This is a genomic window from Rossellomorea sp. KS-H15a (assembly GCF_024195245.1).
Classification (GTDB): domain Bacteria; phylum Bacillota; class Bacilli; order Bacillales; family Bacillaceae_B; genus Rossellomorea; species Rossellomorea vietnamensis.
In genome coordinates this window covers 4,219,104-4,243,441 of the sequence record NZ_CP096886.1, presented here as the reverse complement: position 1 = coordinate 4,243,441, position 24,338 = coordinate 4,219,104, and the positions used below count along the sequence as shown (strand labels likewise).

Sequence of the window (24,338 nt, the reverse complement as noted above, 5' to 3'; positions counted from 1 at the left end):
TTTTTTTTAAGTGAAAAATGAATGAGTATTCATTCAAAGTGTGTATAAGGGGGAAATACCATTGGTTCGTAGAATTCAGAAAGCCGCAGTGTTAGGATCAGGAGTCATGGGTTCAGGAATAGCCGCGCATCTTGCAAATATCGGCATCCCGACAATGTTATTAGATATCGTACCAAGAGAATTGACAGACGAACATAAAGCAAAGGGATTGACAGAAGAGAGCAAGGCGTTTCGCAATCAGTTTAGTGAAAACGCTTTAAAAAAGCTCTTTAAGCAAAAACCGGCACCACTGACGTCCAAACAGAATGCTTCACTTATTACGGCAGGTAACTTCGAGGATGACCTTCAATATATCAGTGATTGTGACTGGGTCATCGAAGTAGTCGTTGAGAATCTGGATATTAAGAAGAAAGTATTCGAACAAGTGGAACGCTACCGCAAGCCGGGGAGCATCATCAGTTCCAATACGTCAGGGATTTCGATCGAAGCGATGTCAGAAGGGCGCACAGAAGATTTTCAAAAGAATTTCTTAGGAACGCATTTCTTCAATCCGCCAAGATACTTGAAACTCCTTGAAGTGATTCCGACGAAGAAGACGGATCCTGAAGTCGTGAGCTTCATGAAGGCATTTGGTGAAGATGTCCTCGGTAAGGGTGTCGTCATGGCGAAGGATACGCCAAACTTCATTGCGAACCGTATCGGAACGTATGGCTTACTGATCACGGTGCAGGAAATGTTGAAGGGTGGCTACTCTGTAGGGGAAGTCGACTCCATTACAGGACCGACGATCGGAAGACCGAAAAGCGCCACTTTCCGTACACTTGATGTCGTAGGTCTTGATACATTCGCACATGTTGCAAAAAATGTGTATGACCAGGTCGAAGGCGAAGAACAGAAGGTGTTCGAAGTACCGGCATTCATGCAGAAAATGCTTGAAAACGGCTGGCTTGGAAGTAAGAGCGGGCAGGGCTTCTTCCTTAAGAAAGGGAAGGAAATCCTGGAGCTGAACCCTGAGACGATGGACTATCAGCCCCGCCAAAAGCTGAAAACAGCTTCACTTGAAATGGCGAAAAATGAAAAAGGCTTAAAAAATAAAGTCAAGTCACTTGTTTATGCAAAAGATCAGGCAGGATCCCTACTGTGGAATATCGTGTCTCCGGTCTTAACGTATTCAGCCGAGCTGCATGGTGAAATTGCCGATGACATCGTGGGCATCGACCAAGCCATGAAATGGGGCTTCGGTTGGGAAATGGGACCATTTGAAACATGGGATGCAATCGGAGTTGAAAAATCAGTAACCCGTATGAAGGAAGAAGGCCGCACTGTACCACAGTGGGTGGAGACGATGCTTTCAGAAGGCAACTCCACATTCTATAAAGAAGAAAATGGTAAGCGTTACTTCTATCACAATGGCGAGTATCGACTTGTAGAACGTAACCCGAAGGCAATTGACTTAAAGGCGCTGAAGAACTCAGGAAAGCTCATCAAAAAGAATTCCGGTGCAAGCCTGATTGACATCGGGGACGGAATCGCCCTTCTTGAATTCCATTCCCCAAATAACGCCATCGGCATGGATATCACGCAAATGATCAATTTTGCCGTTGATGAAGTAGAGAAGAACTACAAAGGTCTCGTCATTGGAAACCAGGGCAAGAACTTCTGTGTCGGAGCAAACCTTGCCATGATCCTTATGGAAGCACAGGATGACAATGTCTTTGAAATTGACATGGTCGTGAAACACTTCCAGCAGGCGATGATGAAGATTAAATATTCCTCTAAACCAGTTGTTGCAGCACCATTCGGTATGACATTAGGCGGAGGAAGTGAAGTCTGCCTACCGGCTGCCCACATCCAGGCTTCCATGGAAACGTATATGGGATTGGTTGAAGTCGGTGTAGGATTGATCCCTGGGGGAGGCGGAAACAAAGAGCTTTATATGAAGCACTTAGCCAACCTGCCAAACGGTGTGGAATTCGATCTTCAAAAAGTGGCCAATAAAGTATTCGAAACGATTGCCATGGCGAAGGTCTCCACATCCGGTGATGAAGCAAGGGATAATAATTTCTTAAATAAAGCCGATGGAGTCAGCGTGAACAATGATCATTTACTATATGATGCAAAACAGGCAGCACTCAGCCTATACGAAGCAGGTTACTCGGCTCCGATCCGTAAAAAGGTTCCGGTCGTAGGTGAGCCGGGATATGCCACTCTTCTTCTTGGAGCTCAGTCCATGTTCCAATCAGGCTTTATTTCTGACCACGATCTGATGATCGCGAAGAAGCTTGCTTATGTGATTGCAGGCGGAAAAGTACCATACGGAACAGAAGTTGATGAACAGTATCTGTTGGATCTTGAAAGAGAAGCATTCCTAAGCCTTGTTGCACAGCCTAAGTCTCAGCAAAGAATGCAGCACATGCTTGTAAAAGGAAAACCATTACGCAACTAATCAGCGTTTCAATCATAGTAGAAAGCGGGGGAATATCATGCGCGAAGCAGTCATTGTCGCTGGTGCAAGAACACCAGTCGGAAAATCTCGAAAAGGATCATTGGCTCAGGTAAGACCGGATGATCTTGGAGCACTTGTAGTAAAAGAAACCCTTAAGCGTGCAGGGAATTATGAAGGGAACATCGATGACTTGATCATCGGGTGTGCAATGCCGGAAGCAGAGCAAGGGTTGAATATGGCACGGAATATCGGGGGACTTGCAGGTCTTCCTGATTCCGTACCGGCAATCACCATCAACCGTTACTGTTCATCAGGTTTACAATCCATTGCCTATGCGGCTGAAAAAATCATGCTCGGTCATTCTGACACGGCGATCGCTGGTGGAGCGGAATCCATGAGTCTTGTCCCGATGATGGGCCATGTGGTCCGTCCGAACTCGAAGCTTGCTGAAAACGCCCCTCAATATTACATGAGCATGGGTCATACAGCAGAACAGGTTGCAACGAAGTTCGGCGTATCCCGTGAAGATCAAGATGCCTTTGCCGTACGAAGTCATCAAAAAGCGGCCAAGGCGATCGCTGAAGGGAAATTCGATGATGAAATCGTACCTGTTGATGTACTCCATCGTTCAGTGAACGGTGAAAATAAATTCGTTGAGAAATCCTTCCAATTCACAAAAGATGAAGGTGTACGTGCCGGAACAAGTTCGGAAGTACTGGCTAAATTACGACCGGCTTTCAATGTGAAAGGCTCTGTAACGGCAGGGAACTCATCACAAACGAGCGACGGAGCAGCGGCAGTCATGGTGATGGACCGTGAAAAGGCAGGATCATTAGGTCTGCAGCCGATGGCGAAATTCAGAAGCTTCGCAGTAGCGGGTGTACCGCCTGAAATTATGGGAATCGGCCCTGTGGAAGCAATCCCACGGGCACTTAAAATGGCAGGACTAGAGCTTTCGGATATCGGATTATTTGAACTGAATGAAGCATTTGCTTCCCAATCGATCCAGGTCATCCGTCAGCTGGGATTGGATGAAGAACGAGTGAACGTGAATGGTGGAGCCATCGCTCTCGGTCATCCACTGGGATGTACCGGCGCGAAGCTGACTCTTTCACTGGTCCATGAAATGAAACGCAGAAACCAGCAATTCGGTATCGTCACCATGTGTATCGGCGGCGGAATGGGAGCAGCAGGCGTATTTGAATTAATCGGTTAACAGGAGGGACGGACCTCGATTCCCGAGGCCCTCTACTCTTTCAAAATATCATATTAGGGGGATTCGAAATGGCGAATCAAACAGAAAAGCTAATCAAGGGTGGAAGTTTTTTAATTGAAGATGTAAGCTTTGAGCAAGTTTTCACACCGGAGGATTATTCCGACGAGCAAAAAATGATTGCGAAAACGACAGAGGACTATGTGCTGAATGAAGTCGTACCTGTCATTGATAATCTGGAAAATCATGAGTTCGATCATTCTGTACGTCTTTTAAAAGAAGCAGGGGATCTTGGTCTTCTGGGAGCAGATGTACCTGAAGAGTACGGCGGACTGGGACTTGATAAAGTAAGTTCGGCTTTGATTGCTGAAAAAATGTCACGTGCAGGCGGATTCTCCATCTCTCACGGAGCTCATGTAGGGATCGGATCCCTTCCGATCGTCCTATTTGGTAACGAAGAGCAGAAGCAAAAGTATCTTCCTGCCCTTTCCACCGGTGAAAAATTAGCAGCCTATGCATTGACGGAGCCAGGTTCAGGTTCAGATGCACTTGGTGCGAAAACAACGGCTAAATTAAACGCAGAAGGTACGCACTACATCCTGAACGGAGAAAAACAATGGATCACAAACTCTGCATTTGCCGATGTATTCGTTGTGTATGCAAAAATTGATGGGGAGCATTTCTCAGCATTCATCGTAGAAAAAGAATTCCCTGGCGTTTCAACAGGGCCTGAAGAAAAGAAAATGGGAATCAAGAGCTCATCGACTCGTACATTGATCCTTGAAGATGCTGAAATCCCAGTGGAGAACCTTCTTGGGGATGCCGGTAAAGGCCACATCATCGCCTTCAATATCTTGAACATTGGGCGTTACAAATTGGGAGTAGGCGCTGTCGGAGCAAGTAAACGTGCCCTTGAAGTAACGGTTCAATACACGAATCAGCGCCAGCAGTTCAAAACTCCGATCTCAAGCTTCAACTTGACGAAAGAAAAGCTTGCTACTATGGCGTCTAAATTGTACGCTGCGGAATCGTCCGTTTACCGTACAGTAGGATTATTCGAGGATCGCATGAGCAAACTGACGGATGAAGAAGTAAAGAATGGGACAGAGGTTGCAAAATCCATTGCGGAATATGCAATCGAGTGTTCACTAAACAAATTCTTCGCCACAGAAGTGCTTGATTATATCGTTGACGAAGGCGTTCAGCTTCACGGTGGATACGGATTTATGCAGGAATATGAAATTGAAAGAATGTACCGTGATTCCCGTATCAACCGTATCTTCGAAGGAACGAATGAAATCAACCGACTTCTTGTTCCAGGCACATACCTTCGTAAAGCCATGAAAGGTGAACTGCCATTACTTCAAAAAGCGCAGGCTCTTCAAGAAGAATTGATGATGCTTATGCCTGAAGAAGTGGGCGATGAGCCATTGGCACAAGAGAAGTACCTTGTGAAAAATGCCAAGAAAATCGGTTTGATGCTGGCAGGATTGGCTGCACAGAAATATGGTAAAGCCCTTGAAAAAGAACAGGAAATCCTTGTTAACATTGCGGATATCGTTTCACAAGCCTACGCAATGGAATCCGTTGTCCTTAGAACGGAAAAAGCGATTGAAAAAGGTGGAGTGGAGAAAGCGAAACAAAAACTTCTTTACACACAAATCTTCTGTCAAGAAGCTTTCAACGAAATTGAACAGCATGCAAAAGAAACGCTTGTGGCAACTGAAACTGGTGACACACTGCGCATGATGCTGTCAGCACTTCGTAAATTCACACGCCACACACCGATCAACGTGATCGCAGTGAAGCGTGAAGCGTCAGAAAAACTGATCGATGTAGAAAAATATGCACTGTAAGTAATGCAGGGACTGACCTCCGATTTGGAGGTCCGTCCCTCTTTTATTGACATTCCCTCTTTAATAAATTATTATATGTTTAAACACTTAAACGTTTAAGTGTTTAAACATATAATATAAGGTGGTCATAATAGATGAATAAAACGGTTTTTATTACAGGGGCTTCAAGCGGGATCGGACTGAATTTTTGTCATAAGTTTGCAAGCTCGGGCCATGACGTGATTCTGGCAGCAAGAAGCGAGGGGAAACTCCTGACTGTTGCAGAAGAACTCAAGAACAAATACGGTGTGAACACCTACGTGTTCCCCACTGATCTTTCCAAAGCCGGAGCAGCAAAAGAATTATATGAGGGCATCAAAGCTCACGGGCTTCAGGTTGATATCCTCATCAATAATGCCGGATTCGGATTATTCGGGGAGTTTGAGGACACGGAACTTTCCAAAGAACTGGATATGATCCAAGTGAATATCACGGCCCTGACAGAGCTGAGTAAGTATATTGGGAAGGAAATGGTGAGCCGGAAGAATGGCCGTATATTAAACGTTGCGTCAACAGCGGCATTTCAGCCTGGACCATTGATGGCCGTTTACTATGCAACAAAAGCGTATGTCCTGTCCTTCTCGGAAGCTTTGGCCAATGAATGGTCCAGTCATGGGGTCAAAGTGACGGCTCTTTGCCCGGGTGCGACCGAAACAGGATTCAGTGACGCGGCCGAACTTCAGTCCTCTAAGCTCTTCCAGTCGGGTGTGATGAGTGTCGAAGAGGTTGTGGAAGAAGGCTATAAACAAATGATGACAAAGGACAAAGTAGTGATCGTACCAGGCATGAAAAACCGGTTACTGACTCAGGCGATTCGATTCATGCCGCGTAAAATGGTCACGAATATTGTTCGCAAGGTACAAGAACGGGTATAATGATACGTGAATGAGCAGAAGGGAGAAGGCTATGGGTCAAAAAGCAATCGATACATTCCGTGCTTGTATTCCATTATTCCAAGCGTTGAGTGATCCTTATCGTCAGGACATCATTTTACTTCTTGCTGAACAAGAACCTCTGACGGTCAATCAAATAACAGAAAATCTGACATTATCCCGACCTGCTGTGTCCCATCATCTAAAAATCCTCAGAGATCAGCAACTGGTGTCACTGGAGCAAAAAGGAACACAGCGTTTCTATTCTCTTGAGCTGGACAACGCAACCGTCCTTCTTAAAGAATTGGTACAAACCGTTGAAAATCAATGTGAGTAATGTTCCGGAAAAGAAGGATACTAACGAATATTGTCGAATGTAAGAAATAGATTCACGGTGACCGGATGGGCAATACACCCTATCCGGTACCTACCAGGAAAGGTGGTGCAATGATGTCATTGACTTTTTATTCTTACCCAAAATGCGGTACATGCAAGAAAGCAAAAAAGTGGCTGGAGGACCAGGGTCTCTCCATAGATGAAATACATATTGTAGAAAATCCCCCGTCAAAAATGGAGCTTAAAAGCCTGTACGAAAAGAGTGGGCTTCCTCTGAAGAAGTTCTTCAATACAAGCGGCAAAAAGTATCGTGAACTGGGTCTTAAAGATAAAGTGAATTCAGCTTCAGACGATGAATTATTAGAAATCCTTTCCTCTGACGGGATGCTGATCAAACGTCCGATCACAACGGATGGAAGCAAGGTGACAGTAGGATTCAAAGAGGAAACATTCGAAGAAACCTGGAAGTAAAATCGGCTTCGTGATTTCCAGATCGTGGACGATGAAAAAGTTTCATTATTCACACTTAGTTTTCTTGCTTTTTCGATGAAAAGTGTGTCAATATTAGGTTGTATAACTAGCATTTGGAGGGATAGAGAATGAGTACACCGAAAGAACTTCGTTATTCAGAAGAACACGAGTGGGTCAAAGTTGAAGGGGAAAATGTACGCGTAGGAATCACATCATTTGCACAATCTGAGCTGGGCGATATCGTATTCGTCGAGTTACCTGAAGTTGGAGATGAAATCAAAGCGGACGAGCCTTTCGGCAGTGTTGAATCGGTAAAGACCGTTTCTGAGCTATACGCACCTGTTTCCGGTAAGGTTGTAGAAGTGAATGAAGAGCTGTCCGACAGCCCTGAGTTCGTGAACGAATCACCTTATGAAAAAGCATGGATGGTCGTTGTGGAACCAACAGACACTGGAGAAGTAGACAAGCTGATGACAGCTGAAGAGTATGATAAAATGATCAATGAAGGATAATTTCCACCTGGACACCTTGAGGATTTCTCAAGGTGTTTTGTTTTTCTTTTTGGGCATCATATGGGTATTCGCAAAAAGAAAGGATGAATACGCATGGTACTTGAACCAAAGAAATTAGATGTCACAAGCAGGGTGACAGGCAGGCTGAAAAATGGTGAAGTCGAATTATTCCTCGACGGTCAGCCAATCGGTAAAACGTCCTTGCCCCTTGATGGACTGACAATGGAACCGAACTTCGAAGCAAAAGAAAATAAAATTTATCAGAACTATACTTCCACCGAAGGCCATGATGCAAGGTACACGGATTGCGACGAAGGTGGATGGTGTTAAAGGTGACCCGCGGTGCCAGATTCGTGTATGGATCTGGCACCATTTCTATAAGCAATGAAACAAACCACTTGCACTATTTTTTGTAAACATGAGAAAATATGAGTAGAAAGTGGACATCATCTCTTGTTATCTGAATATACTATCCTAATCTTATTTCTGAAAGATAAGGTGATGATCATGATGGAACTTGACGAAAAGGTAATCATTGTCGAAGGTACAACAGACAAGCGGAAAGTAAGAGACATAATCAAAGAACCGATTGAAATTATTTGCACAAATGGAACGATAAGCATCACCAAAATGGACGAACTCATCGATGAGCTGTTTGAAAGGGATGTATACATCCTCGTCGATGCGGATGATGCAGGGGAGAAGTTACGTAAACAATTCAAGCGTGAATTCCCCGAGGCGGAACACCTTTATATAGACCGGATGTATAAGGAAGTGGCCGCGGCCCCGGAATATCATCTTGCCTCCGTTCTCATTGGTGCCAATATCGATGTGCATAAAGAATATCTTGGAAAAAGGATGATTTAGTTTTGTTGGAGGTAAGCCAGACAGAAGAATTAAACGAATCGATCAGATCCCATGCGTTGGAAGCCGTTTATCTATATACACCGATGTGTGGTACGTGTCAGGTCGCGGGTAAAATGTTGGAAGTGGTCGAGAAACTCCCCCAGTCATTTCATTTTGTGAAGGCGAACCTGAACTATCTGCCCCAATTTGCCGAAGAACAATCCATTGAAAGCGTCCCCTGCCTTCTTTTATTTAAAGATGGACAGGAAATGGAAAGAATCTATGCCTTTCAATCCGTCCCATTCCTATACGAAACCATCAACAAAATCCAAAACATCTAGTGGGGATAAGAGACCTTTATGAAAGGTCTTTTTATTTTGTCTTCACTTCTATTCTTCACCAGCTTTAGAAATAGGAGGAAATTGCCCTCTCAACACATATGAATAAATGATTATTAAAACGAACTAATTTGAGAAGTACATTATTAGTGTTGATTGGAGCGGAAGATGCTCGACTCCTTCGGGAATAGCGGGAAAGTTGAGACCCCGCAGGGCGAAGCACGAGGAGGCTCAACTCACGCCCCGAGGAAAGCGAGCATCTGGAGCGGAAATCAACCAGCACGATGCTGATAAAAAACAGAAAAAGTTTACGAAAGTAGTCATTTTCTTTCTACAAACGAGGACATATTTCTTGGGAAATGTTTCGAATCCCATCATTTTTTGACTGGTCATCACCCAATTTCTTACTGTTCGACAAATAAGATAAACTCATTCAAAACATGTCGAGAATGTCTAAAAGGAAAAAATACCTAAAAGTGGAATTGATACTATATAGAAGTTTCACTGGGAGGGTATTCATGCGAATCTATTTAGAGGAATTAGTAGATCAGTGTCATTCAAGGTATCACTTACGACTCTTGTTTCCGGACAGCCCATTTGTTCTTCAATTTCAATGTGAAAAGGAGCGTTATGCGATCTCCGTTTCAAACAGAGGTTGTGCTGTATTGCGTGATGGTAGCAGGCAATCGCATTTTGATATTAAGGGAAAAGAGAAGGACATGCTATCCCTACTAACAGGAGAAGAGCGATTGTCTCAACTGATTGAAAACGGCATCCTGGAAGTCAGGGGAGGATACCGCCAGCTGTTATTTGTAGAATCCATCCTCTGGCTGACAAGGTCCAGGATGAAGGAACCGGTTCAAGTTTAAAAAACATAAGAAAAAAGAATTGACACATTTCTATTTTCGATGATAGAATCTCTCTTGTAGCAAATTTTCAGAGTCTTTAACAATTCAAAAAAATTAATAAATCGATACTTTACTCTTATTTAGAGAGGTGGAGGGACGTGCCCTATGAAGCCCGGCAACCGTCAATGAAAATTGAAATGGTGCCAATTCACTCAAAGCATTTGCTTTGAAAGATGAGAGAAAGGATAGTCCTATATATGATTATGCCTTTCTGCTTATCGCAGGAAGGCATTTTTTATTGTATACGAAAAGGCTGTGGGGATTGCCCGGTATGTGCAACTGTAATTCTTATTAAAAAGGTCGTTTTACTCAGAAAGAAGGTGGAGACAGCATGATTACCATATCAGATGTGAAAAAAATCTATCAATCAAAATCTGGCCCGATTTCAGCCGTTGATGGCGTCAACATCGACATTGGCCAAGGGGAAATTTTTGGAGTGATTGGCTATAGTGGGGCAGGGAAAAGTACGTTGATCCGGATGCTCAATGGACTTGAAGTTCCCACAAATGGAACCGTGAACGTAAATGGACAGATCGTTTCCAAAGTGAAAGGGAAAGATCTTCGGCAGGCGAGGCAGTCAATAGGGATGATCTTTCAGCATTTCAATCTCCTTTGGTCGCGTACGGTACTTGAAAATATCCAGTTTCCATTAGAAATAGCCGGTGTTTCTAAGAAGGAGAGAGTGCGAAGGGCCAATGAATTATTGGAGCTGGTGGGATTAGATGGAAGAGGAGACGCCTATCCATCCCAGTTGAGCGGTGGACAGAAACAGAGGGTCGGGATTGCGAGATCCCTTGCAAATAATCCCGACGTCCTTCTCTGTGACGAAGCCACCTCTGCTTTAGATCCGCAAACAACAGATTCCATCCTTGATTTATTGGTGGATATTAATAAACGTTTAGGTCTGACCATCGTCCTGATCACCCATGAAATGCACGTGATCAAAAAAATCTGCCATCGTGTGGCAGTCATGGAACAAGGGAAGGTGGTAGAGCTCGGGGATGTTCTTGAGGTGTTCAGAAACCCTAAAGAGCAGGTGACGAAGCGATTTGTGAAAGAAGTATCACAAGTGGAAGAAACAGGGGAAACGATCGATCACCTGTTAGCACAATATCCTGAAGGGAAAGTACTGAAATTCACCTTCGTTGGTGAATCGACTGAGCAACCGCTCATTACCAGCTTGATCCGACGTTTTGACCTGGATGTCAATATCCTTCAAGGACAGATTTCCCAGACGCAAAATGGGGCTTATGGTACGCTGTTCGTCCATCTTGATGGAAACGAAGAGACGATTTCTGCAGCCGTTGCCTTCGCTGAGGAACAGATGGTCAAAGTGGAGGTGATCGGGAGATGATAGAAAATATATTTCCGAATGTAGACTGGGAGAAGATGTGGGAAGCGACTGTTGAAACCCTTTATATGACGGGGATGTCAGTCCTGATTACCTTCGTAATAGGACTGATTCTTGGGATCCTTTTATTTCTTACATCCAAGGAAAATTTATGGGAAAACAAGCTTACTTATACGGTGACCAGTGCAGTGGTCAATGTATTCCGCTCGATTCCGTTCATTATCCTGATTGTATTACTGATTCCATTCACCAAATTTTTATTGGATACCATCCGCGGGGCGAACGCGGCTCTTCCGGCCCTGATCATCGGAGCAGCACCGTTTTACGCACGCATGGTGGAAATTGCATTAAGAGAAGTGAACAAAGGCGTCATTGAAGCAGCGAAAGCGATGGGGGCGAAGACTAGCACGATCATATGGAAAGTGCTTATTCCCGAATCTCTTCCGGCTTTGGTTTCAGGTATCACGGTAACAGCCATCGCCCTGGTGGGTTATACGGCAATGGCTGGTGTCATCGGGGCCGGGGGATTAGGAAACCTCGCTTACCTGGATGGTTTTCAACGGAGCAGGGAGGATGTAACCCTTGCCGCAACCATCATGATTTTACTCGTTGTATTCGCCATTCAAATCATTGGAGACTACTTCACAAATAAATTAGACAAACGATAAGAGGAGAGAAAACAGATGAAAAAATGGTTAGCAGGAATAGTAGCAGCAACAAGTATCTTTGGATTGGCAGCATGCGGGAGTGATTCCGGATCCGGAAGCAGTGACGAGAAGGAATTAGTGGTAGGCGCGTCAAACGTTCCCCACGCGGAAATCCTTGAAAAAGTGAAACCGATTTTGGAAGATAAGGGAATCGACCTGCAAATTGAAACATATCAAGACTATATCCTTCCGAATAAAGACCTGGATAATGGTGATTTGGATGCGAACTATTTCCAAACCGTTCCATACATGGATCTGCAGATGAAAGAGAACGAATATAATTTCGTCAATGCAGGCGGAATTCATATCGAGCCAATCGGTGTGTATTCCAAAAAGTATAAATCTCTTGAGGACCTTCCTGAAGGTGCCACGATCTTGATGAGTAATTCCGTATCCGATCATGGCCGCATCCTTACATTATTAGAGAAAAAAGGTCTGATCACGTTAAAGGACGGAGTGGAAAATACACAGGCTCAGCTGGAAGACATCAAAGAAAATCCAAAAAAACTGAAATTCGATTATGAATACGAAGCGGCACTCCTTCCGCAAATGTATGAAAATGAAGAAGGGGACGCAGTTGTGATTAACTCCAACTATGCCATAGATGCAGGCTTGAAACCCCTGGAGGACTCCATCGCCATCGAAGACAGCAACTCCCCATATGTGAACGTAATTGCTGTAAATAAAGGTGACGAAAACAAAGAAGAAGTGAAAGAATTGGTCAAAGCCCTGCGCTCAAAAGAAATCCAGGACTTCATCAATGAAGAATGGGATGGAGCAGTTGTACCCGTAACGGAATAACAATAGAAAAGCCGGTGCTTATGCATCGGCTTTCTTTCATCAAGGGTCCTTCGGTAACTTTTTAACATATTCATTTCCAAATTGGCTCATACTATTTTCGATGAATCTATTTTCGAAATGGAGTTGGATGAAATGCAGATGGAACCTAGAAACACAACCGAAGCAGCCCTTCATGATTATAAAATGGGACTTGGAATCTTCACTGAGAAAATGCCTGAGCTTGCAGAGCAATATAACACGTTTACAGAGCACTGCTTCAGAGAGGGAGTCCTTTCCAAAAAGGAAAAACAATTGATTGCACTTGGAATTAGCCTTTATTCTCAGGATGAATATTGTATTATCTACCACACAAAAGGTTGCCTGGATCAAGGATGCTCTGAAGAAGAGATCCTCGAAGCCATCGGAGTGACCGCAGCATTCGGCGGAGGAGCAGTCATGAGTCAGGCTGTCACGTTAGTACAGCAGTCGATTCAGGATTTGAATCAACTAAAGCAATGAGTGCTTAGAGAGGGAGTGATCCTTCTCTTTTTTTATGAGATACTTTTTTAAAATGCATACCTCTTACGGTAATAAATATACATTAAGGCTAATAAAATTCCACCGGGACAGTATTATTTGGCAGTATAATGGCGGAATTTTGTGAAAACTTAAGGGTAGCCCCCGGGAATCAGGCTGACGGATAAATTTTAGAAAAAATGATGAAATACCGGTTTTGTCTTGTGAACGAGGGGGTAGTATAGTTGTAAAGTAATTAAAAACCCGAAAGGAATGATTCATTATCGACTCTCTTGAGAGTATCTCGTACACAAGTGAAATGGAGAAGGCAATGCATGGAGCCCATGGAATAGGTTATGAGGTGTACAAACGAAAGCATGAAGTCAGAATGCAAGTAGAGAAGAAAAGAGAGCAGGATTACAAAGAAAGCCGCCGAATGATTGCTGCACTTGATCGCAGGGTGCACGCTAATATATAATAAGGAAGAAAAAAGGAGACCAGTGTAGACGATGCACTGGTTTTTTGTTTTTAAAAATAAAATTTGTGGTGATTATAGGAAGCTCAAGCTTTGAAAATTGATTGGAGCGGAAGGTGCTCGACTCCGACGGGAATAGCGGGAAAGCCTGAAAAGCGGAGGTGGCTTGCTCAGCCCCGACAAGCATAAGCTAAATGGGCTAAGAAGGCGTATTTTTGCCTTCTTGGACCATTTAGCTTATGACCTCGAGGGGCTAGCCACCGTAGCTGGATCTTGAGACCCCACAGGGCAAAGCCCGAGGAGGCTCAACTCACGCCCCGCGGAAAGCGAGCACCTGCAGCGGAAATCAAACCACTCGCTATATGAAAAGCGAAAGTTCTCTAAGAAAACAGGTCGTAGACAGCCTACATTTTCCTATCCCTTTTGACCAACAATAGAAAGGGTTTATATCGTTCGATTAACATGAACTGACAACTTGAAAAAGTTGATAATAGCTTTTATTTGTTATAAGATTGTAATGAGAATAAATTGAGAATGATTAAAGAATTATATTCTTAAATTCATTATAAAGTCACGGAGGTAAATACACATGGCAGGTTCTACTTTAACAATTAAAGATCTTCATGTTGAGATTGAAGGAAAGGAAATCCTGAAAGGGGTTAACCTTGAAATTAAAGGTGGAGAAATCCACGCAGTAATGGGACCAAATGGTACAGGTAAATCAACTTTATCTTCTGCTATCATGGGTCACCCAAAGTATGAAGTGACAAAAGGAAGCATCACGTTCGACGGAGAAGATGTCCTTGAAATGGAAGTGGATGAGCGCGCCCGCGTAGGTCTATTCCTTGCAATGCAGTACCCAAGTGAAATCAGCGGTGTAACGAACGCAGACTTCTTACGTTCAGCGATCAACAGCCGTCGTGAAGAGGGCGAAGAAATTTCACTTATGAAGTTCATCCGCAAAATGGATTCTGAAATGGAATACCTTGAGATGGACCCGGATATGGCTCAACGCTACCTGAACGAAGGATTCTCAGGCGGAGAGAAGAAACGTAATGAAATCCTTCAACTAATGATGATCCAACCTAAGATCGCCATCCTTGACGAGATTGATTCAGGTCTGGATATCGATGCGCTTAAAGTTGTTTCCAAAGGAATCAACAAAATGCGTGGGGAAGATTTCGGTTGCCTGATCATCACTCACTATCAGCGCCTTCTTAACTACATCACTCCTGATCACGTTCACGTTATGATGCAGGGACGCATTGTGAAATCAGGCGGCGAAGAATTAGCACAGCGCCTTGAAGCAGAAGGATATGACTGGATTAAAGAAGAGCTGGGAATCAAAGACGAAACTGTCGGCCAAGAAGCGTAAGTGTTAGGGGGATGAAAATGACTGTAGAAACGAAACTACCAGTAGATCAAGACTATGTCAGCTCCTACTCAAAACAACTTGGAGAGCCGGAATGGTTAACAGCCCTTCGTACAGATGCCTTTGATAAAGTAAAGGATCTTAGCCTTCCAGTTGCAGATAAAACGAAGATCACAAACTGGAACTTCACTCAATTCCAGAAGCATACAGTGGAAAGTGACGCGTTTTCATCATTGAGCGAGCTGCCTGAAGAAGCGAAAGTACTAGTTGATTTAGATAACAAAGATCAAAGTCTTTATATTCAACGGAATAATACACCTGCTTTTCTTTCACTATCGAACGAATTAAAAGACAACGGTGTTATTTTTACGGATATTTTTACGGCTGTGAAAGAACACAGTGAGCTTGTACAGAAGTACTTCATGACTGAAGGCGTAAAAGCGGATGAGCATAAGCTTACAGCCCTTCATGCTGCATTGATGAATGGAGGCGCGTTCCTGTACATTCCGAAGAACGTGGAACTCTCTCAACCGATTCAAGCGGTTTACGTTCACGACAATGCTGAAGTTGCGATGTTCAACCACGTATTGGTTGTAGCTGAAGATAACAGCTCTGTCACATATGTGGAGAACTATATCTCTACTGCAAACGTAGAAGATGGAGTTTATAACATTGTCACAGAAGTATTGGCAAACAATAACGCAAAAGTGGCATACGGTGCTGTGGACAATCTTTCAAGCGGGATCACGACTTACGTAAATCGTCGTGGAGTAGCTGCAAGGGATGCACGCATCGAGTGGGCTTTAGGATTAATGAACGATGGTGACACTGTTTCTGAAAACGTGACGAACCTTATGGGCGATGGCTCTTATGGCGATACGAAAACCGTAGTCGTTGGTCGCGGCAAACAGAAGCAAAACTTTACGACCAAGGTTGTTCACTACGGTAAAAATTCGGAAGGATACATCCTTAAACATGGCGTCATGAAGGACGAATCATCTTCTATCTTCAACGGTATCGGTAAGATCGAACATGGTGCTTCTAAGTCAAATGCAGAGCAGGAATCACGCGTATTGATGCTTAGCGAAAAAGCACGTGGGGATGCGAACCCTATCCTTCTGATTGATGAAGATGACGTCACGGCAGGACACGCGGCTTCAGTAGGACGAGTGGATCCACTTCAACTTTACTATCTAATGAGCCGCGGGATTCCTCAGCATGAAGCTGAACGTCTTGTGATTCACGGCTTCCTTGCTCCTGTGGTAAAGCAATTACCGATTGAAGGAGTCAAGAAACAACTGGTTGAGGTAATTGAAAGGAAAGTAAACTAATGGATGTAAAAGAGATTCGTAAACAATTTCCGATTCTCGACCAGGAAGTAAATGGCCATCCACTCGTTTATCTTGATAGTGCCGCAACGTCTCAGAAGCCGGTTTCCGTCATAGAAGCAGTAAACGATTATTATCGTGGATATAACTCCAATGTTCACCGGGGTGTCCACACCCTTGGGACGAGAGCGACAGATGGTTATGAAGGTGCCCGTGAAAAGGTCCGTAATTTCATCAACGCTTCCTCTACCCAGGAGGTCATATTCACCCGTGGGACGACGACAGCGATCAATACCGTCGCAGCTAGCTATGGCAGGACCAATGTTGGTGAGGGTGATGAAATTGTGATCACTCATATGGAACATCACAGTAATATCATTCCTTGGCAGCAGCTGGCGAAAGAAACGGGAGCAACGTTGAAATACGTTCCTCTCCAGGAAAATGGAACGATTGCGATCGAGGATGTAAGGGAGACCGTCACTCCTCAAACGAAGATCGTTTCCATCATGATGGTTTCAAACGTACTCGGTACGATGAATCCAATCAAGGAAATCACCAAGATCGCCCATGAAAATGGTGCCGTCATGGTGGTGGACGGAGCACAGGCTGCTCCACATATGAAGATTGACGTACAAGAGTTGGACTGCGATTTCTTCGCTTTCTCCGGTCATAAGATGGTAGGACCTACGGGGATCGGGGTATTATACGGCAAGAAAAAGCATCTGAATAATATGGAGCCGGTTGAATTCGGTGGAGAGATGATCGATTTTGTCGGACTTCAGGAATCCACGTGGAAAGAGCTTCCGTGGAAATTTGAAGGAGGCACTCCGATCATTGCAGGAGCCATCGGACTTGGAGCTGCCATCGATTTCCTTGAGCAGGTCGGTCTTCATAACATTGAAGAGCATGAGCATAAGCTTGCCGCTTACGCTTTGGATAAGATGAACGAAGTGGAGGGTATGACCATTTTCGGGCCAAGTGATCCCGGGCAGCGTGCCGGTCTTGTGACATTCAACATAGATGATGTACATCCCCATGATGTAGCAACCGTGCTTGATGCAGAAGGGATTGCCGTCCGTGCTGGCCATCACTGTGCACAGCCTTTGATGAAGTGGTTGAACGTATCCGCTACGGCGCGTGCCAGCTTCTATCTTTACAACACAGAAGAAGATATTGATAAGCTTGTTGCCGGCCTGGTGAAGACAAAGGAGTTTTTCAGCGATGTCTTTTAATAATTTAGATCAGTTATATCGACAAGTCATCATGGATCATTACAAGAATCCACGTAATAAAGGTTCTTTAGAGGATGGGAGCTTTACCATCGATATGAATAACCCTACATGTGGAGACCGTATTCACCTTACGTTAAAGGTTGAAGATGGTGTCGTTCAGGATGCGAAGTTCGATGGGGAAGGTTGTTCAATTTCCATGGCTTCTGCGTCCATGATGACACAGGCAGTCAAGGGGAAAGAGATCGAGAAGGCACTCAAGCTTTCCAAGATCTTCTCTGATATGATGCAGGGCAATGATTATGACGACGATGTGGATTTAGGAGATATAGAAGCATTACAAGGAGTCGCGAAATTTCCGGCCCGTATCAAATGTGCAACACTGGCCTGGAAAGCGATGGAAAAAGGAGTGCAGGAAGAAGAGCAGGAATAAGCTCTTCTCCGACTCTATTTAAGAATGGAGGAATCAACATGGCAAAGAAGATGCCTGAGATCGGAGATTATAAATATGGCTTTAGCGATAAAGACGTATCGATTTTCCGTTCTAAACGTGGTTTGACGCGGGAAATCGTTGAAGAAATTTCTCGTATGAAAGATGAGCCTAAGTGGATGCTTGATTTCCGTTTGAAGTCACTTGAGCATTTTTATAATATGTCTATGCCTCAATGGGGCGGAGACATGCAGGAACTGAACTTCGATGAGATCACTTACTATGTGAAGCCTTCTGAAAAGTCAGAGCGCAGCTGGGATGAAGTACCTGAAGAAATCAAGCAGACGTTTGATAAATTAGGTATTCCGGAAGCAGAGCAAAAATATCTTGCAGGGGTTTCTGCTCAGTATGAGTCAGAAGTTGTCTACCACAACATGCAATCAGATCTTGAAGATATGGGAATCGTATTCAAAGATACTGATTCGGCTCTTAAAGAAAATGAAGAGCTATTCCGTGAGCACTGGGCGAAGGTAATCCCTCCGACGGATAACAAATTTGCTGCCTTGAATTCAGCGGTTTGGTCCGGTGGATCGTTCATCTATGTTCCTAAAGGCGTAAAGGTGGATACACCACTTCAAGCTTATTTCCGTATCAACTCGGAAAACATGGGTCAGTTCGAGCGTACGCTGATCATCGTCGACGAAGGTGCAAGCGTGCACTATGTAGAGGGTTGTACAGCACCGGTTTACACAACGAACTCCCTTCACTCTGCAGTCGTTGAAATCATCATCAAGAAAGATGCGTACTGCCGTTACACGACGATTCAAAACTGGGCGAACAACGTGTTCAACCTGGTGACGAAACGTGCCGTATGTGAAGCGAACGCAACGATGGAATGGGTGGATGGAAACATCGGTTCTAAATTGACGATGAAATATCCGGCTGTCATCCTTAAAGGGGAAGGCGCCCGTGGTATGACACTATCCATTGCACTTGCAGGTAAAGGCCAGCACCAGGATGCAGGAGCGAAAATGATTCACCTTGCACCTAATACATCTTCTACAATCGTTTCTAAATCCATCTCCAAGCATGGTGGTAAAGTAACGTACCGTGGAATTGTACACTTTGGCCGTAAAGCGGAAGGCGCACGCTCAAACATTGAGTGTGACACGCTGATCATGGATAATCAATCGACTTCCGATACGATTCCTTACAACGAAATTCTGAACGATAACATCTCGTTAGAACACGAAGCGAAGGTTTCAAAAGTATCAGAAGAACAATTATTCTATCTTATGAGCCGTGGTATTTCTGAGGAAGAAGCAACAGAAATGATCGTAATGGGCTTCATCGAGCCATTCACGAAAGAACTTCCAATGGAATATGCAGTCGAAATGAACCGTCTGATCAAGTTCGAAATGGAAGGTTCAATCGGTTAATAATCAATCAAACTCCCTTGAGTCATCAGGGGAGTTTTTTTCTGGCTCCATTTATTCCCCACTATTTTATCCACCCTCAATCCAAACATAAGAATTTCCATTTCCCTTATGATAAAATGGACATGTTCATAATAAAGCAGGTGAATGCGGATGATATACATAGGAGTTACAGGCTGGGGAGATCATGATACCCTTTATGAGAATGTTTCCCCCAGGGACAAATTAAAAGAATACGGAGCTCATTTTCCTGTCGTTGAGGTGGACACGACGTTTTATGCTGTCCAGCCTATTCGGAATGCGGAGAAATGGGTAAAGGAGACACCAGAGGACTTTAAATTTATTGTGAAAGCGTACCAGGGGATGACAGGGCATCAGCGTGGAGAGATCCCTTTTGAAACAAAGGAAGAGATGTTCAGAGCCTTTAAAGAGTCCCTTGCTCCATACACGAATGCAGGGAAACTGGCGATGGTCCTTCTTCAATTCCCGCCATGGTACGATTGTAAAAAAGAGAATGTCGATTATATTCGATATTGCAGGGAGCAATTGAAAGATCTTCCTGTATCACTTGAATTCCGGCATCAGAGCTGGTTCAGACCCGAGTATCGGGATAAGACCCTGGCGTTCATGAAAAAAGAAGGATGGATCCACAGCATTTGCGATGAGCCCCAAGCAGGTGAAGGATCCGTTCCGCGGGTTCTCGAAGCGACCCATGAAGATGCCACTCTCATCCGGTTTCACGGCAGGAATCTCTATGGTTGGAATAAGCCGAATGGGGAAGATTGGCGGGAGGTCCGCTATTTATATCGCTATAATCGTGCTGAGCTGGAAGAATGGATCCCCCACCTCCATCACTTGCACGAAAAGTCTAATGATCTTTATATTCTTTTTAACAATAATTCTGGTGGAGACGCGGCTGATAATGCGAAAGAATTGATTGAATTATTGGGGCTTGAGTATGAAGGACTTGCCCCGAAGCAGCTGGATTTATTTTAGCCGACAGGAGATGAAAGGCAGATGGAATGGATTGTTCTTCTATCAATAGGGCTTTTGGCAGGTGCGATAGGATCACTGGTCGGTTTAGGCGGCGGCGTCATCATTGTACCCGCCCTGATCTACTTTGGTACATATACAAGCCTGGTAGAAGGGATGAACCCGCAGACCGCTGTGGGTACCTCTCTGGTCATCATGATATTTACAGGGTTATCTTCAACCCTTGCATACTTAAAGCATAAAACCGTGGATTATAAAAGCGGATTGATTTTCTTTGCGGGGAGCGGACCCGGTTCGATTCTTGGAGCCTGGGTGAACAAGGGATTGAATATGGAAAGCTTCAATCTTTATTTTGGTATTTTTATGATACTGGTGGCCCTTATTCTAATGATCCGGAATAAATTAAAGCCAATAGAGAAATTCAGGAACGCCTCTTTTCAGAGAGAATTTACCGATCCAAGTGGCGAAACCTTCCGGTATGGATACCCTCCATTACTTGGAGTGGTGATTGCCTTCGTCGTTGGATTTACATCGGGTTTGTTTGGCATTGGCGGCGGCTCTCTGATGGTCCCGGCCATGATCCTGATTTTTCTTTTCCCACCCCATGTGGCTGTTGCAACATCCATGTTTATGATTTTTCTTTCGGCATTGGTGAGTTCGGGAACACATGTGATATTCGGGAATGTCAAATGGCTGTATGCACTGGCTCTCATTCCGGGAGCCTGGATCGGGGCAAAGGCCGGGGCATACATCAATACGAAGCTCGAGTCCAAAGTATTGGTGAGCGTATTGAGGATTATATTGATTTTAATTGGTATTCGATTGATTTATCAAGGAATGACAGGATAACATTCCTCCAACAGGAGTGAACGATTTATGGGAGAAACCATTCATATTTATCATACAAACGATCTTCACAGTCACCTGGAGAACTGGCCACGGATCAGGGACTTTTTAAAACAGAGAAAACAGAAGCATGTGAATGATGGGGAATCTGTGTATCTATTTGATATCGGTGATCATGTGGACCGCTGGCATCCATTGACAGAAGCGACATTAGGAAAAGGGAACGTTGATTTATTAAATGAAGCCGGGTTCGATGCTGTCACAATCGGAAACAATGAAGGAATCACATTGGATTATGATGATTTAAACAGCTTGTATGACAGTGCCCGATTTGACGTGATTGTAGGAAATCTGCTGGATCGTTCCTCACGGCGTCCAAGATGGGCAGAGACTCACCGGATTTATCAGACTGGGAGTGGGGTGAGGATTGGCGTCATCGGATTGACTGCCTATTTCAAACCTTTTTACGAGGCTCTAGGCTGGAACATTACCTCCCCTTTGGATGAATTGAAGAAGTTGGTTCAGGAAATTCGCCAAAGCGTCGATATGCTCGTACTCCTTTCCCATTTAGGAATAAGGGATGACGAGATGATCGGGGAACAATTCCCGGAAATAGACGTTATTCTGGGTGCCCATACGCACCATGTCTTGCCTCAAGGGAAAGAGGTGAATGGCACCATGCTTGGTGCTGCAGGGAAATACGGGCATTTTGTCGGTCATATGATGATTGAGGTGGATACAGCCACAAAGCAGGTCATTGAAAAGAAGGCCTGTCTATATAAGCAGGAGGAGCTTCCGTCAGTTGTCAGGGAAGCGGAGGACAGAGAGCAATGGTTCCGGGACGGGGAGGAGCTATTGAAGCAGGGAGTGACCTGCCTGACAACATCCTTCCCCGTTGATTGGTTTCACACGTCCCCGCTGCCTGAAGTGCTTTGTGAAGCACTGACGGAATGGTGTGGAGCCGATTGCGGTTTTCTTAACGCCGGTCTCCTCATAGATGGACTTGACGAAGGAATGGTGACAAAGCAGGATCTTCATCGCATCCTTCCCCACCCGATCAACCCCTGCATGATCCGGATGAAGGGAGCCGAGCTGAAGGAAATCATTAAGCAGACCCTTAATGAGGACTGGCCGCATCTTGAAGTGAAAGGACTTGGTTTCAGGGGGAAAGTGATGGGGAGTTTCGTGTATTCAAATATCCACTTTAAAGACCATGATATCTTCATCGGAAAGGTTCCGATCGACCCCGGGAAGATATACAAGCTGGCCCTTCCGGATATGTTTACATTCGGCCACTTCTTTCCAGACCTTCAGAGGCTTGAGAAGAAGTACTTTATGCCGGAATTTTTACGGGATGTCCTCGAATGGAAATTGAAACAGTAAATGTCTCACCGTTTCCACGCTCTTGACATACATATGAGTGAAGGGAGCGATGAACCATGATGAATGTATCTCCGATCACCATTGGGGGACATACCTTTACAGCGATTTCCGTTGCACTTCCGAAAACCAATCTCCTCGTCGTGACGAGTGAAAAAGGATATATCATGTGTGGGGCACTTGATGTTGCGCTGCTGAATGAAAAATTAAAGGACAGGGGGATCATCGCGGGAAGAGCGGTTGGTGTGAAAACCATCGATCAGCTTCTCGATGCACCGCTGGAGTCCGTCACCTATGAAGCAGCGAATCTCGGCATCCACACTGGGATGGCCGGAAGGGACGCGCTGTTAAAAATGATATAGAATCAAAAAAGGACCAGTACTCTCCTGAGCGGCTGGTCTTTGTTTTATCCCTCTGATTTCCCCGTTATTCTTTCATGAATATTTAACCAAATACACCTTGCAAGATCAATTTTATCCTTTATAATGGAGATACTAGGAAATTTTGTCGAAAAATGAAAGAATTACATAGGAGAATTCTATGAGGCTTATATCAACACGGGCTTTGAAACCCGGCATGGTTCTAGCTACAACGGTATATAATATGAGAGGTCAAGCGTTGATTCATGATAATGTTCCCATTACAGAACGCATGATTTACAGATTGCAGGAGCTTAGTATTCAGTATGTCTATATTGAAGACTCTCTTTCCAGTGGAATCCATGTGAAGGGGACCGTTTCGAGTAAAGTGAGACAAGAGGCGGTTCAGAATATCGAGATGGCCTTCAATCAATTAAGCACATCCAAAGAGAAGCCAAGCCTCCTCGTGATTGAGGATAGTGCCACTCAATTGAAGCAGGTGATTGATGTCGTCCTGTCCGAAGTAAAGGAGAATCATGATCTTCTGACGATTTTGACAGATGTGTTTACATACGACTCCTATATTTTTCATCACTCATTTAATGTTACATTATATACACTTTCCATCGGTCTTGAACTAAAGCTTTCACAGAAGCAGCTCGAGCAGCTCGGGGTTGGGGCGATCCTTCATGATATCGGTAAGATGCTTGTGCCCGAAGAGATCCTGTTGAAGCCTGGGAAACTTACGGAAGACGAATTCTGTGAAATCAAAAAACACTCTGAACATGGCTTTGAAATCCTGAGACAACTGCATTCAGTGTCCCTGATCATCGCGCACTGTGCCTATCAGCATCATGAAAGGCTCGATGGGTCCGGTTACCCACGGGGGATCAAGGGTGAAGATATCCATCCGTTCGCAAAGATCATCGCCGTGGCCGATGTATTTGATGCCATGACTTCTAACAGGGTATACAGGAAGGCAATGCTTCCCCATCAGGCATTAGAGGTATTATACGCGGGATCGGGATCCCTGTTCGATTCACAAGTGATCGAAGCATTCCGGTCATCGGTCGCGATGTATCCGAATGGCATGATCGTGGAACTGAATGATGGAAGGAAAGGGATTGTGACCGATCAAAACAAAGGAGTCACAGACCGTCCTGTCATACGGATCATCGAAGAGGATGGGCAGGAGTCAGACTCTCCTTATCCACTCGATTTAAGCAAGGCATTAGACAAGGTCATCACAGGCTTTGACCCTGATTATGAACCGCAATCTCTTAAGATTAAATAAATTTT

General features: G+C 44.4%; 26 protein-coding genes and 1 riboswitch. All 26 genes read left to right on the top strand.

The features are described from left to right. The first annotated feature begins 106 nt into the window (after positions 1 to 106). A complete protein-coding gene (locus tag M1J35_RS21835) occupies positions 107 to 2,446 on the top strand; it encodes a 3-hydroxyacyl-CoA dehydrogenase/enoyl-CoA hydratase family protein (RefSeq protein ID WP_254653827.1) in 2,340 nt (779 codons plus the stop codon). Between the two features lie 37 nt (positions 2,447 to 2,483). Further along, a complete protein-coding gene (locus M1J35_RS21830; RefSeq protein ID WP_061809725.1) occupies positions 2,484 to 3,662 on the top strand; it encodes an acetyl-CoA C-acetyltransferase in 1,179 nt (392 codons plus the stop codon). A 68-nt stretch (positions 3,663 to 3,730) separates the two neighbouring features. Then, positions 3,731 to 5,515 carry an acyl-CoA dehydrogenase family protein gene (locus M1J35_RS21825; RefSeq protein WP_254652262.1) on the top strand — a complete coding sequence of 595 codons (1,785 nt, stop codon included), beginning with the start codon at positions 3,731 to 3,733 and terminating at the stop codon, positions 5,513 to 5,515. Positions 5,516 to 5,649: 134 nt separating this feature from the next. Beyond that, a complete protein-coding gene (locus M1J35_RS21820; RefSeq protein ID WP_254652261.1) occupies positions 5,650 to 6,429 on the top strand; it encodes an SDR family NAD(P)-dependent oxidoreductase in 780 nt (259 codons plus the stop codon). A 31-nt stretch (positions 6,430 to 6,460) separates the two neighbouring features. After that, positions 6,461 to 6,763 (top strand): ArsR/SmtB family transcription factor, encoded by a 303-nt coding sequence (locus M1J35_RS21815; protein ID WP_034764033.1) that lies wholly within the window; start codon positions 6,461 to 6,463, stop codon positions 6,761 to 6,763. A 113-nt stretch (positions 6,764 to 6,876) separates the two neighbouring features. Next, positions 6,877 to 7,233 (top strand): arsenate reductase family protein, encoded by a 357-nt coding sequence (locus M1J35_RS21810; protein WP_254653826.1) that lies wholly within the window; start codon positions 6,877 to 6,879, stop codon positions 7,231 to 7,233. Positions 7,234 to 7,361: 128 nt separating this feature from the next. Then, entirely contained in the window at positions 7,362 to 7,745 is a 384-nt protein-coding gene (gene gcvH / locus M1J35_RS21805; RefSeq protein WP_061809722.1) for a glycine cleavage system protein GcvH, read from the top strand. Between the two features lie 93 nt (positions 7,746 to 7,838). Further along, positions 7,839 to 8,075, top strand: coding sequence for a YusG family protein (locus M1J35_RS21800; RefSeq protein ID WP_034764025.1), 237 nt, complete (start codon positions 7,839 to 7,841; stop codon positions 8,073 to 8,075). Positions 8,076 to 8,252: 177 nt separating this feature from the next. Further along, a complete protein-coding gene (locus M1J35_RS21795) occupies positions 8,253 to 8,612 on the top strand; it encodes a toprim domain-containing protein (protein WP_082197523.1) in 360 nt (119 codons plus the stop codon). 2 nt (positions 8,613 to 8,614) lie between these two features. Beyond that, positions 8,615 to 8,932, top strand: coding sequence for a thioredoxin family protein (locus M1J35_RS21790; RefSeq protein ID WP_061809721.1), 318 nt, complete (start codon positions 8,615 to 8,617; stop codon positions 8,930 to 8,932). Between the two features lie 515 nt (positions 8,933 to 9,447). Then, a complete protein-coding gene (locus M1J35_RS21785; RefSeq protein WP_254652260.1) occupies positions 9,448 to 9,798 on the top strand; it encodes an SCP2 sterol-binding domain-containing protein in 351 nt (116 codons plus the stop codon). A 112-nt stretch (positions 9,799 to 9,910) separates the two neighbouring features. After that, positions 9,911 to 10,017, top strand: a riboswitch (SAM riboswitch). 151 nt (positions 10,018 to 10,168) lie between these two features. Beyond that, positions 10,169 to 11,191: a methionine ABC transporter ATP-binding protein gene (locus M1J35_RS21780; RefSeq protein WP_254652259.1), complete on the top strand. Its 1,023-nt coding sequence runs from the start codon at positions 10,169 to 10,171 to the stop codon at positions 11,189 to 11,191. Next, positions 11,188 to 11,856 carry a methionine ABC transporter permease gene (locus M1J35_RS21775; RefSeq protein WP_224522014.1) on the top strand — a complete coding sequence of 223 codons (669 nt, stop codon included), beginning with the start codon at positions 11,188 to 11,190 and terminating at the stop codon, positions 11,854 to 11,856. Before M1J35_RS21780 ends, M1J35_RS21775 begins: the two co-directional genes overlap by 4 nt. Positions 11,857 to 11,871: 15 nt before the next feature. Beyond that, on the top strand, positions 11,872 to 12,696 hold the full coding sequence (locus M1J35_RS21770; protein ID WP_224522015.1) for a MetQ/NlpA family ABC transporter substrate-binding protein: 825 nt from the start codon (positions 11,872 to 11,874) through the stop codon (positions 12,694 to 12,696). A 132-nt stretch (positions 12,697 to 12,828) separates the two neighbouring features. Next, positions 12,829 to 13,194, top strand: a complete 366-nt coding sequence (locus tag M1J35_RS21765) for a carboxymuconolactone decarboxylase family protein (RefSeq protein WP_079532028.1) — start codon at positions 12,829 to 12,831, stop codon at positions 13,192 to 13,194. Between the two features lie 316 nt (positions 13,195 to 13,510). Further along, positions 13,511 to 13,669, top strand: a complete 159-nt coding sequence (locus M1J35_RS21760; RefSeq protein ID WP_254652258.1) for a YuzK family famiily protein — start codon at positions 13,511 to 13,513, stop codon at positions 13,667 to 13,669. A 586-nt stretch (positions 13,670 to 14,255) separates the two neighbouring features. Next, a complete protein-coding gene (gene sufC / locus M1J35_RS21755; RefSeq protein ID WP_098350060.1) occupies positions 14,256 to 15,041 on the top strand; it encodes a Fe-S cluster assembly ATPase SufC in 786 nt (261 codons plus the stop codon). A 17-nt stretch (positions 15,042 to 15,058) separates the two neighbouring features. Continuing rightward, complete coding sequence (gene sufD, locus M1J35_RS21750; protein WP_254652257.1) at positions 15,059 to 16,369, top strand: Fe-S cluster assembly protein SufD; 1,311 nt, start codon at positions 15,059 to 15,061, stop codon at positions 16,367 to 16,369. Continuing rightward, a complete protein-coding gene (locus M1J35_RS21745; protein ID WP_254652256.1) occupies positions 16,369 to 17,598 on the top strand; it encodes a cysteine desulfurase in 1,230 nt (409 codons plus the stop codon). Before sufD ends, M1J35_RS21745 begins: the two co-directional genes overlap by 1 nt. Beyond that, positions 17,588 to 18,028 (top strand): Fe-S cluster assembly sulfur transfer protein SufU, encoded by a 441-nt coding sequence (gene sufU / locus M1J35_RS21740; RefSeq protein WP_034763670.1) that lies wholly within the window; start codon positions 17,588 to 17,590, stop codon positions 18,026 to 18,028. Before M1J35_RS21745 ends, sufU begins: the two co-directional genes overlap by 11 nt. 38 nt (positions 18,029 to 18,066) lie before the next feature. Next, positions 18,067 to 19,464, top strand: a complete 1,398-nt coding sequence (gene sufB / locus M1J35_RS21735) for a Fe-S cluster assembly protein SufB (RefSeq protein WP_034763673.1) — start codon at positions 18,067 to 18,069, stop codon at positions 19,462 to 19,464. A 150-nt stretch (positions 19,465 to 19,614) separates the two neighbouring features. Beyond that, positions 19,615 to 20,457, top strand: a complete 843-nt coding sequence (locus M1J35_RS21730; RefSeq protein WP_254652255.1) for a DUF72 domain-containing protein — start codon at positions 19,615 to 19,617, stop codon at positions 20,455 to 20,457. A gap of 21 nt (positions 20,458 to 20,478) precedes the next feature. Further along, on the top strand, positions 20,479 to 21,303 hold the full coding sequence (locus tag M1J35_RS21725; protein ID WP_254652254.1) for a sulfite exporter TauE/SafE family protein: 825 nt from the start codon (positions 20,479 to 20,481) through the stop codon (positions 21,301 to 21,303). Between the two features lie 27 nt (positions 21,304 to 21,330). Further along, complete coding sequence (locus M1J35_RS21720) at positions 21,331 to 22,683, top strand: bifunctional metallophosphatase/5'-nucleotidase (RefSeq protein ID WP_254652253.1); 1,353 nt, start codon at positions 21,331 to 21,333, stop codon at positions 22,681 to 22,683. 56 nt (positions 22,684 to 22,739) lie between these two features. Further along, entirely contained in the window at positions 22,740 to 23,042 is a 303-nt protein-coding gene (locus M1J35_RS21715; RefSeq protein ID WP_060673052.1) for a YunC family protein, read from the top strand. A 178-nt stretch (positions 23,043 to 23,220) separates the two neighbouring features. Continuing rightward, a complete protein-coding gene (locus tag M1J35_RS21710; protein ID WP_254652252.1) occupies positions 23,221 to 24,333 on the top strand; it encodes an HD-GYP domain-containing protein in 1,113 nt (370 codons plus the stop codon). Positions 24,334 to 24,338 lie beyond the last annotated feature (5 nt).

Excerpts from the sequence above, each read along its gene's own strand:
- M1J35_RS21835 (WP_254653827.1), top strand. The coding sequence starts at position 107 with ATGGGTTCAGGAATAGCCGCGCATCTTGCAAATATCGGCATCCCGACA.
- M1J35_RS21830 (WP_061809725.1), top strand. The coding sequence starts at position 2,484 with ATGCGCGAAGCAGTCATTGTCGCTGGTGCAAGAACACCAGTCGGAAAA.
- M1J35_RS21825 (WP_254652262.1), top strand. The coding sequence starts at position 3,731 with ATGGCGAATCAAACAGAAAAGCTAATCAAGGGTGGAAGTTTTTTAATT.
- M1J35_RS21820 (WP_254652261.1), top strand. The coding sequence starts at position 5,650 with ATGAATAAAACGGTTTTTATTACAGGGGCTTCAAGCGGGATCGGACTG.
- M1J35_RS21815 (WP_034764033.1), top strand. The coding sequence starts at position 6,461 with ATGGGTCAAAAAGCAATCGATACATTCCGTGCTTGTATTCCATTATTC.
- M1J35_RS21810 (WP_254653826.1), top strand. The coding sequence starts at position 6,877 with ATGTCATTGACTTTTTATTCTTACCCAAAATGCGGTACATGCAAGAAA.
- gcvH (WP_061809722.1), top strand. The coding sequence starts at position 7,362 with ATGAGTACACCGAAAGAACTTCGTTATTCAGAAGAACACGAGTGGGTC.
- M1J35_RS21800 (WP_034764025.1), top strand. The coding sequence starts at position 7,839 with ATGGTACTTGAACCAAAGAAATTAGATGTCACAAGCAGGGTGACAGGC.
- M1J35_RS21795 (WP_082197523.1), top strand. The coding sequence starts at position 8,253 with ATGATGGAACTTGACGAAAAGGTAATCATTGTCGAAGGTACAACAGAC.
- M1J35_RS21785 (WP_254652260.1), top strand. The coding sequence starts at position 9,448 with ATGCGAATCTATTTAGAGGAATTAGTAGATCAGTGTCATTCAAGGTAT.
- M1J35_RS21780 (WP_254652259.1), top strand. The coding sequence starts at position 10,169 with ATGATTACCATATCAGATGTGAAAAAAATCTATCAATCAAAATCTGGC.
- M1J35_RS21775 (WP_224522014.1), top strand. The coding sequence starts at position 11,188 with ATGATAGAAAATATATTTCCGAATGTAGACTGGGAGAAGATGTGGGAA.
- M1J35_RS21770 (WP_224522015.1), top strand. The coding sequence starts at position 11,872 with ATGAAAAAATGGTTAGCAGGAATAGTAGCAGCAACAAGTATCTTTGGA.
- M1J35_RS21765 (WP_079532028.1), top strand. The coding sequence starts at position 12,829 with ATGCAGATGGAACCTAGAAACACAACCGAAGCAGCCCTTCATGATTAT.
- M1J35_RS21760 (WP_254652258.1), top strand. The coding sequence starts at position 13,511 with ATGGAGAAGGCAATGCATGGAGCCCATGGAATAGGTTATGAGGTGTAC.
- sufC (WP_098350060.1), top strand. The coding sequence starts at position 14,256 with ATGGCAGGTTCTACTTTAACAATTAAAGATCTTCATGTTGAGATTGAA.
- sufD (WP_254652257.1), top strand. The coding sequence starts at position 15,059 with ATGACTGTAGAAACGAAACTACCAGTAGATCAAGACTATGTCAGCTCC.
- M1J35_RS21745 (WP_254652256.1), top strand. The coding sequence starts at position 16,369 with ATGGATGTAAAAGAGATTCGTAAACAATTTCCGATTCTCGACCAGGAA.
- sufU (WP_034763670.1), top strand. The coding sequence starts at position 17,588 with ATGTCTTTTAATAATTTAGATCAGTTATATCGACAAGTCATCATGGAT.
- sufB (WP_034763673.1), top strand. The coding sequence starts at position 18,067 with ATGGCAAAGAAGATGCCTGAGATCGGAGATTATAAATATGGCTTTAGC.
- M1J35_RS21730 (WP_254652255.1), top strand. The coding sequence starts at position 19,615 with ATGATATACATAGGAGTTACAGGCTGGGGAGATCATGATACCCTTTAT.
- M1J35_RS21725 (WP_254652254.1), top strand. The coding sequence starts at position 20,479 with ATGGAATGGATTGTTCTTCTATCAATAGGGCTTTTGGCAGGTGCGATA.
- M1J35_RS21720 (WP_254652253.1), top strand. The coding sequence starts at position 21,331 with ATGGGAGAAACCATTCATATTTATCATACAAACGATCTTCACAGTCAC.
- M1J35_RS21715 (WP_060673052.1), top strand. The coding sequence starts at position 22,740 with ATGATGAATGTATCTCCGATCACCATTGGGGGACATACCTTTACAGCG.
- M1J35_RS21710 (WP_254652252.1), top strand. The coding sequence starts at position 23,221 with ATGAGGCTTATATCAACACGGGCTTTGAAACCCGGCATGGTTCTAGCT.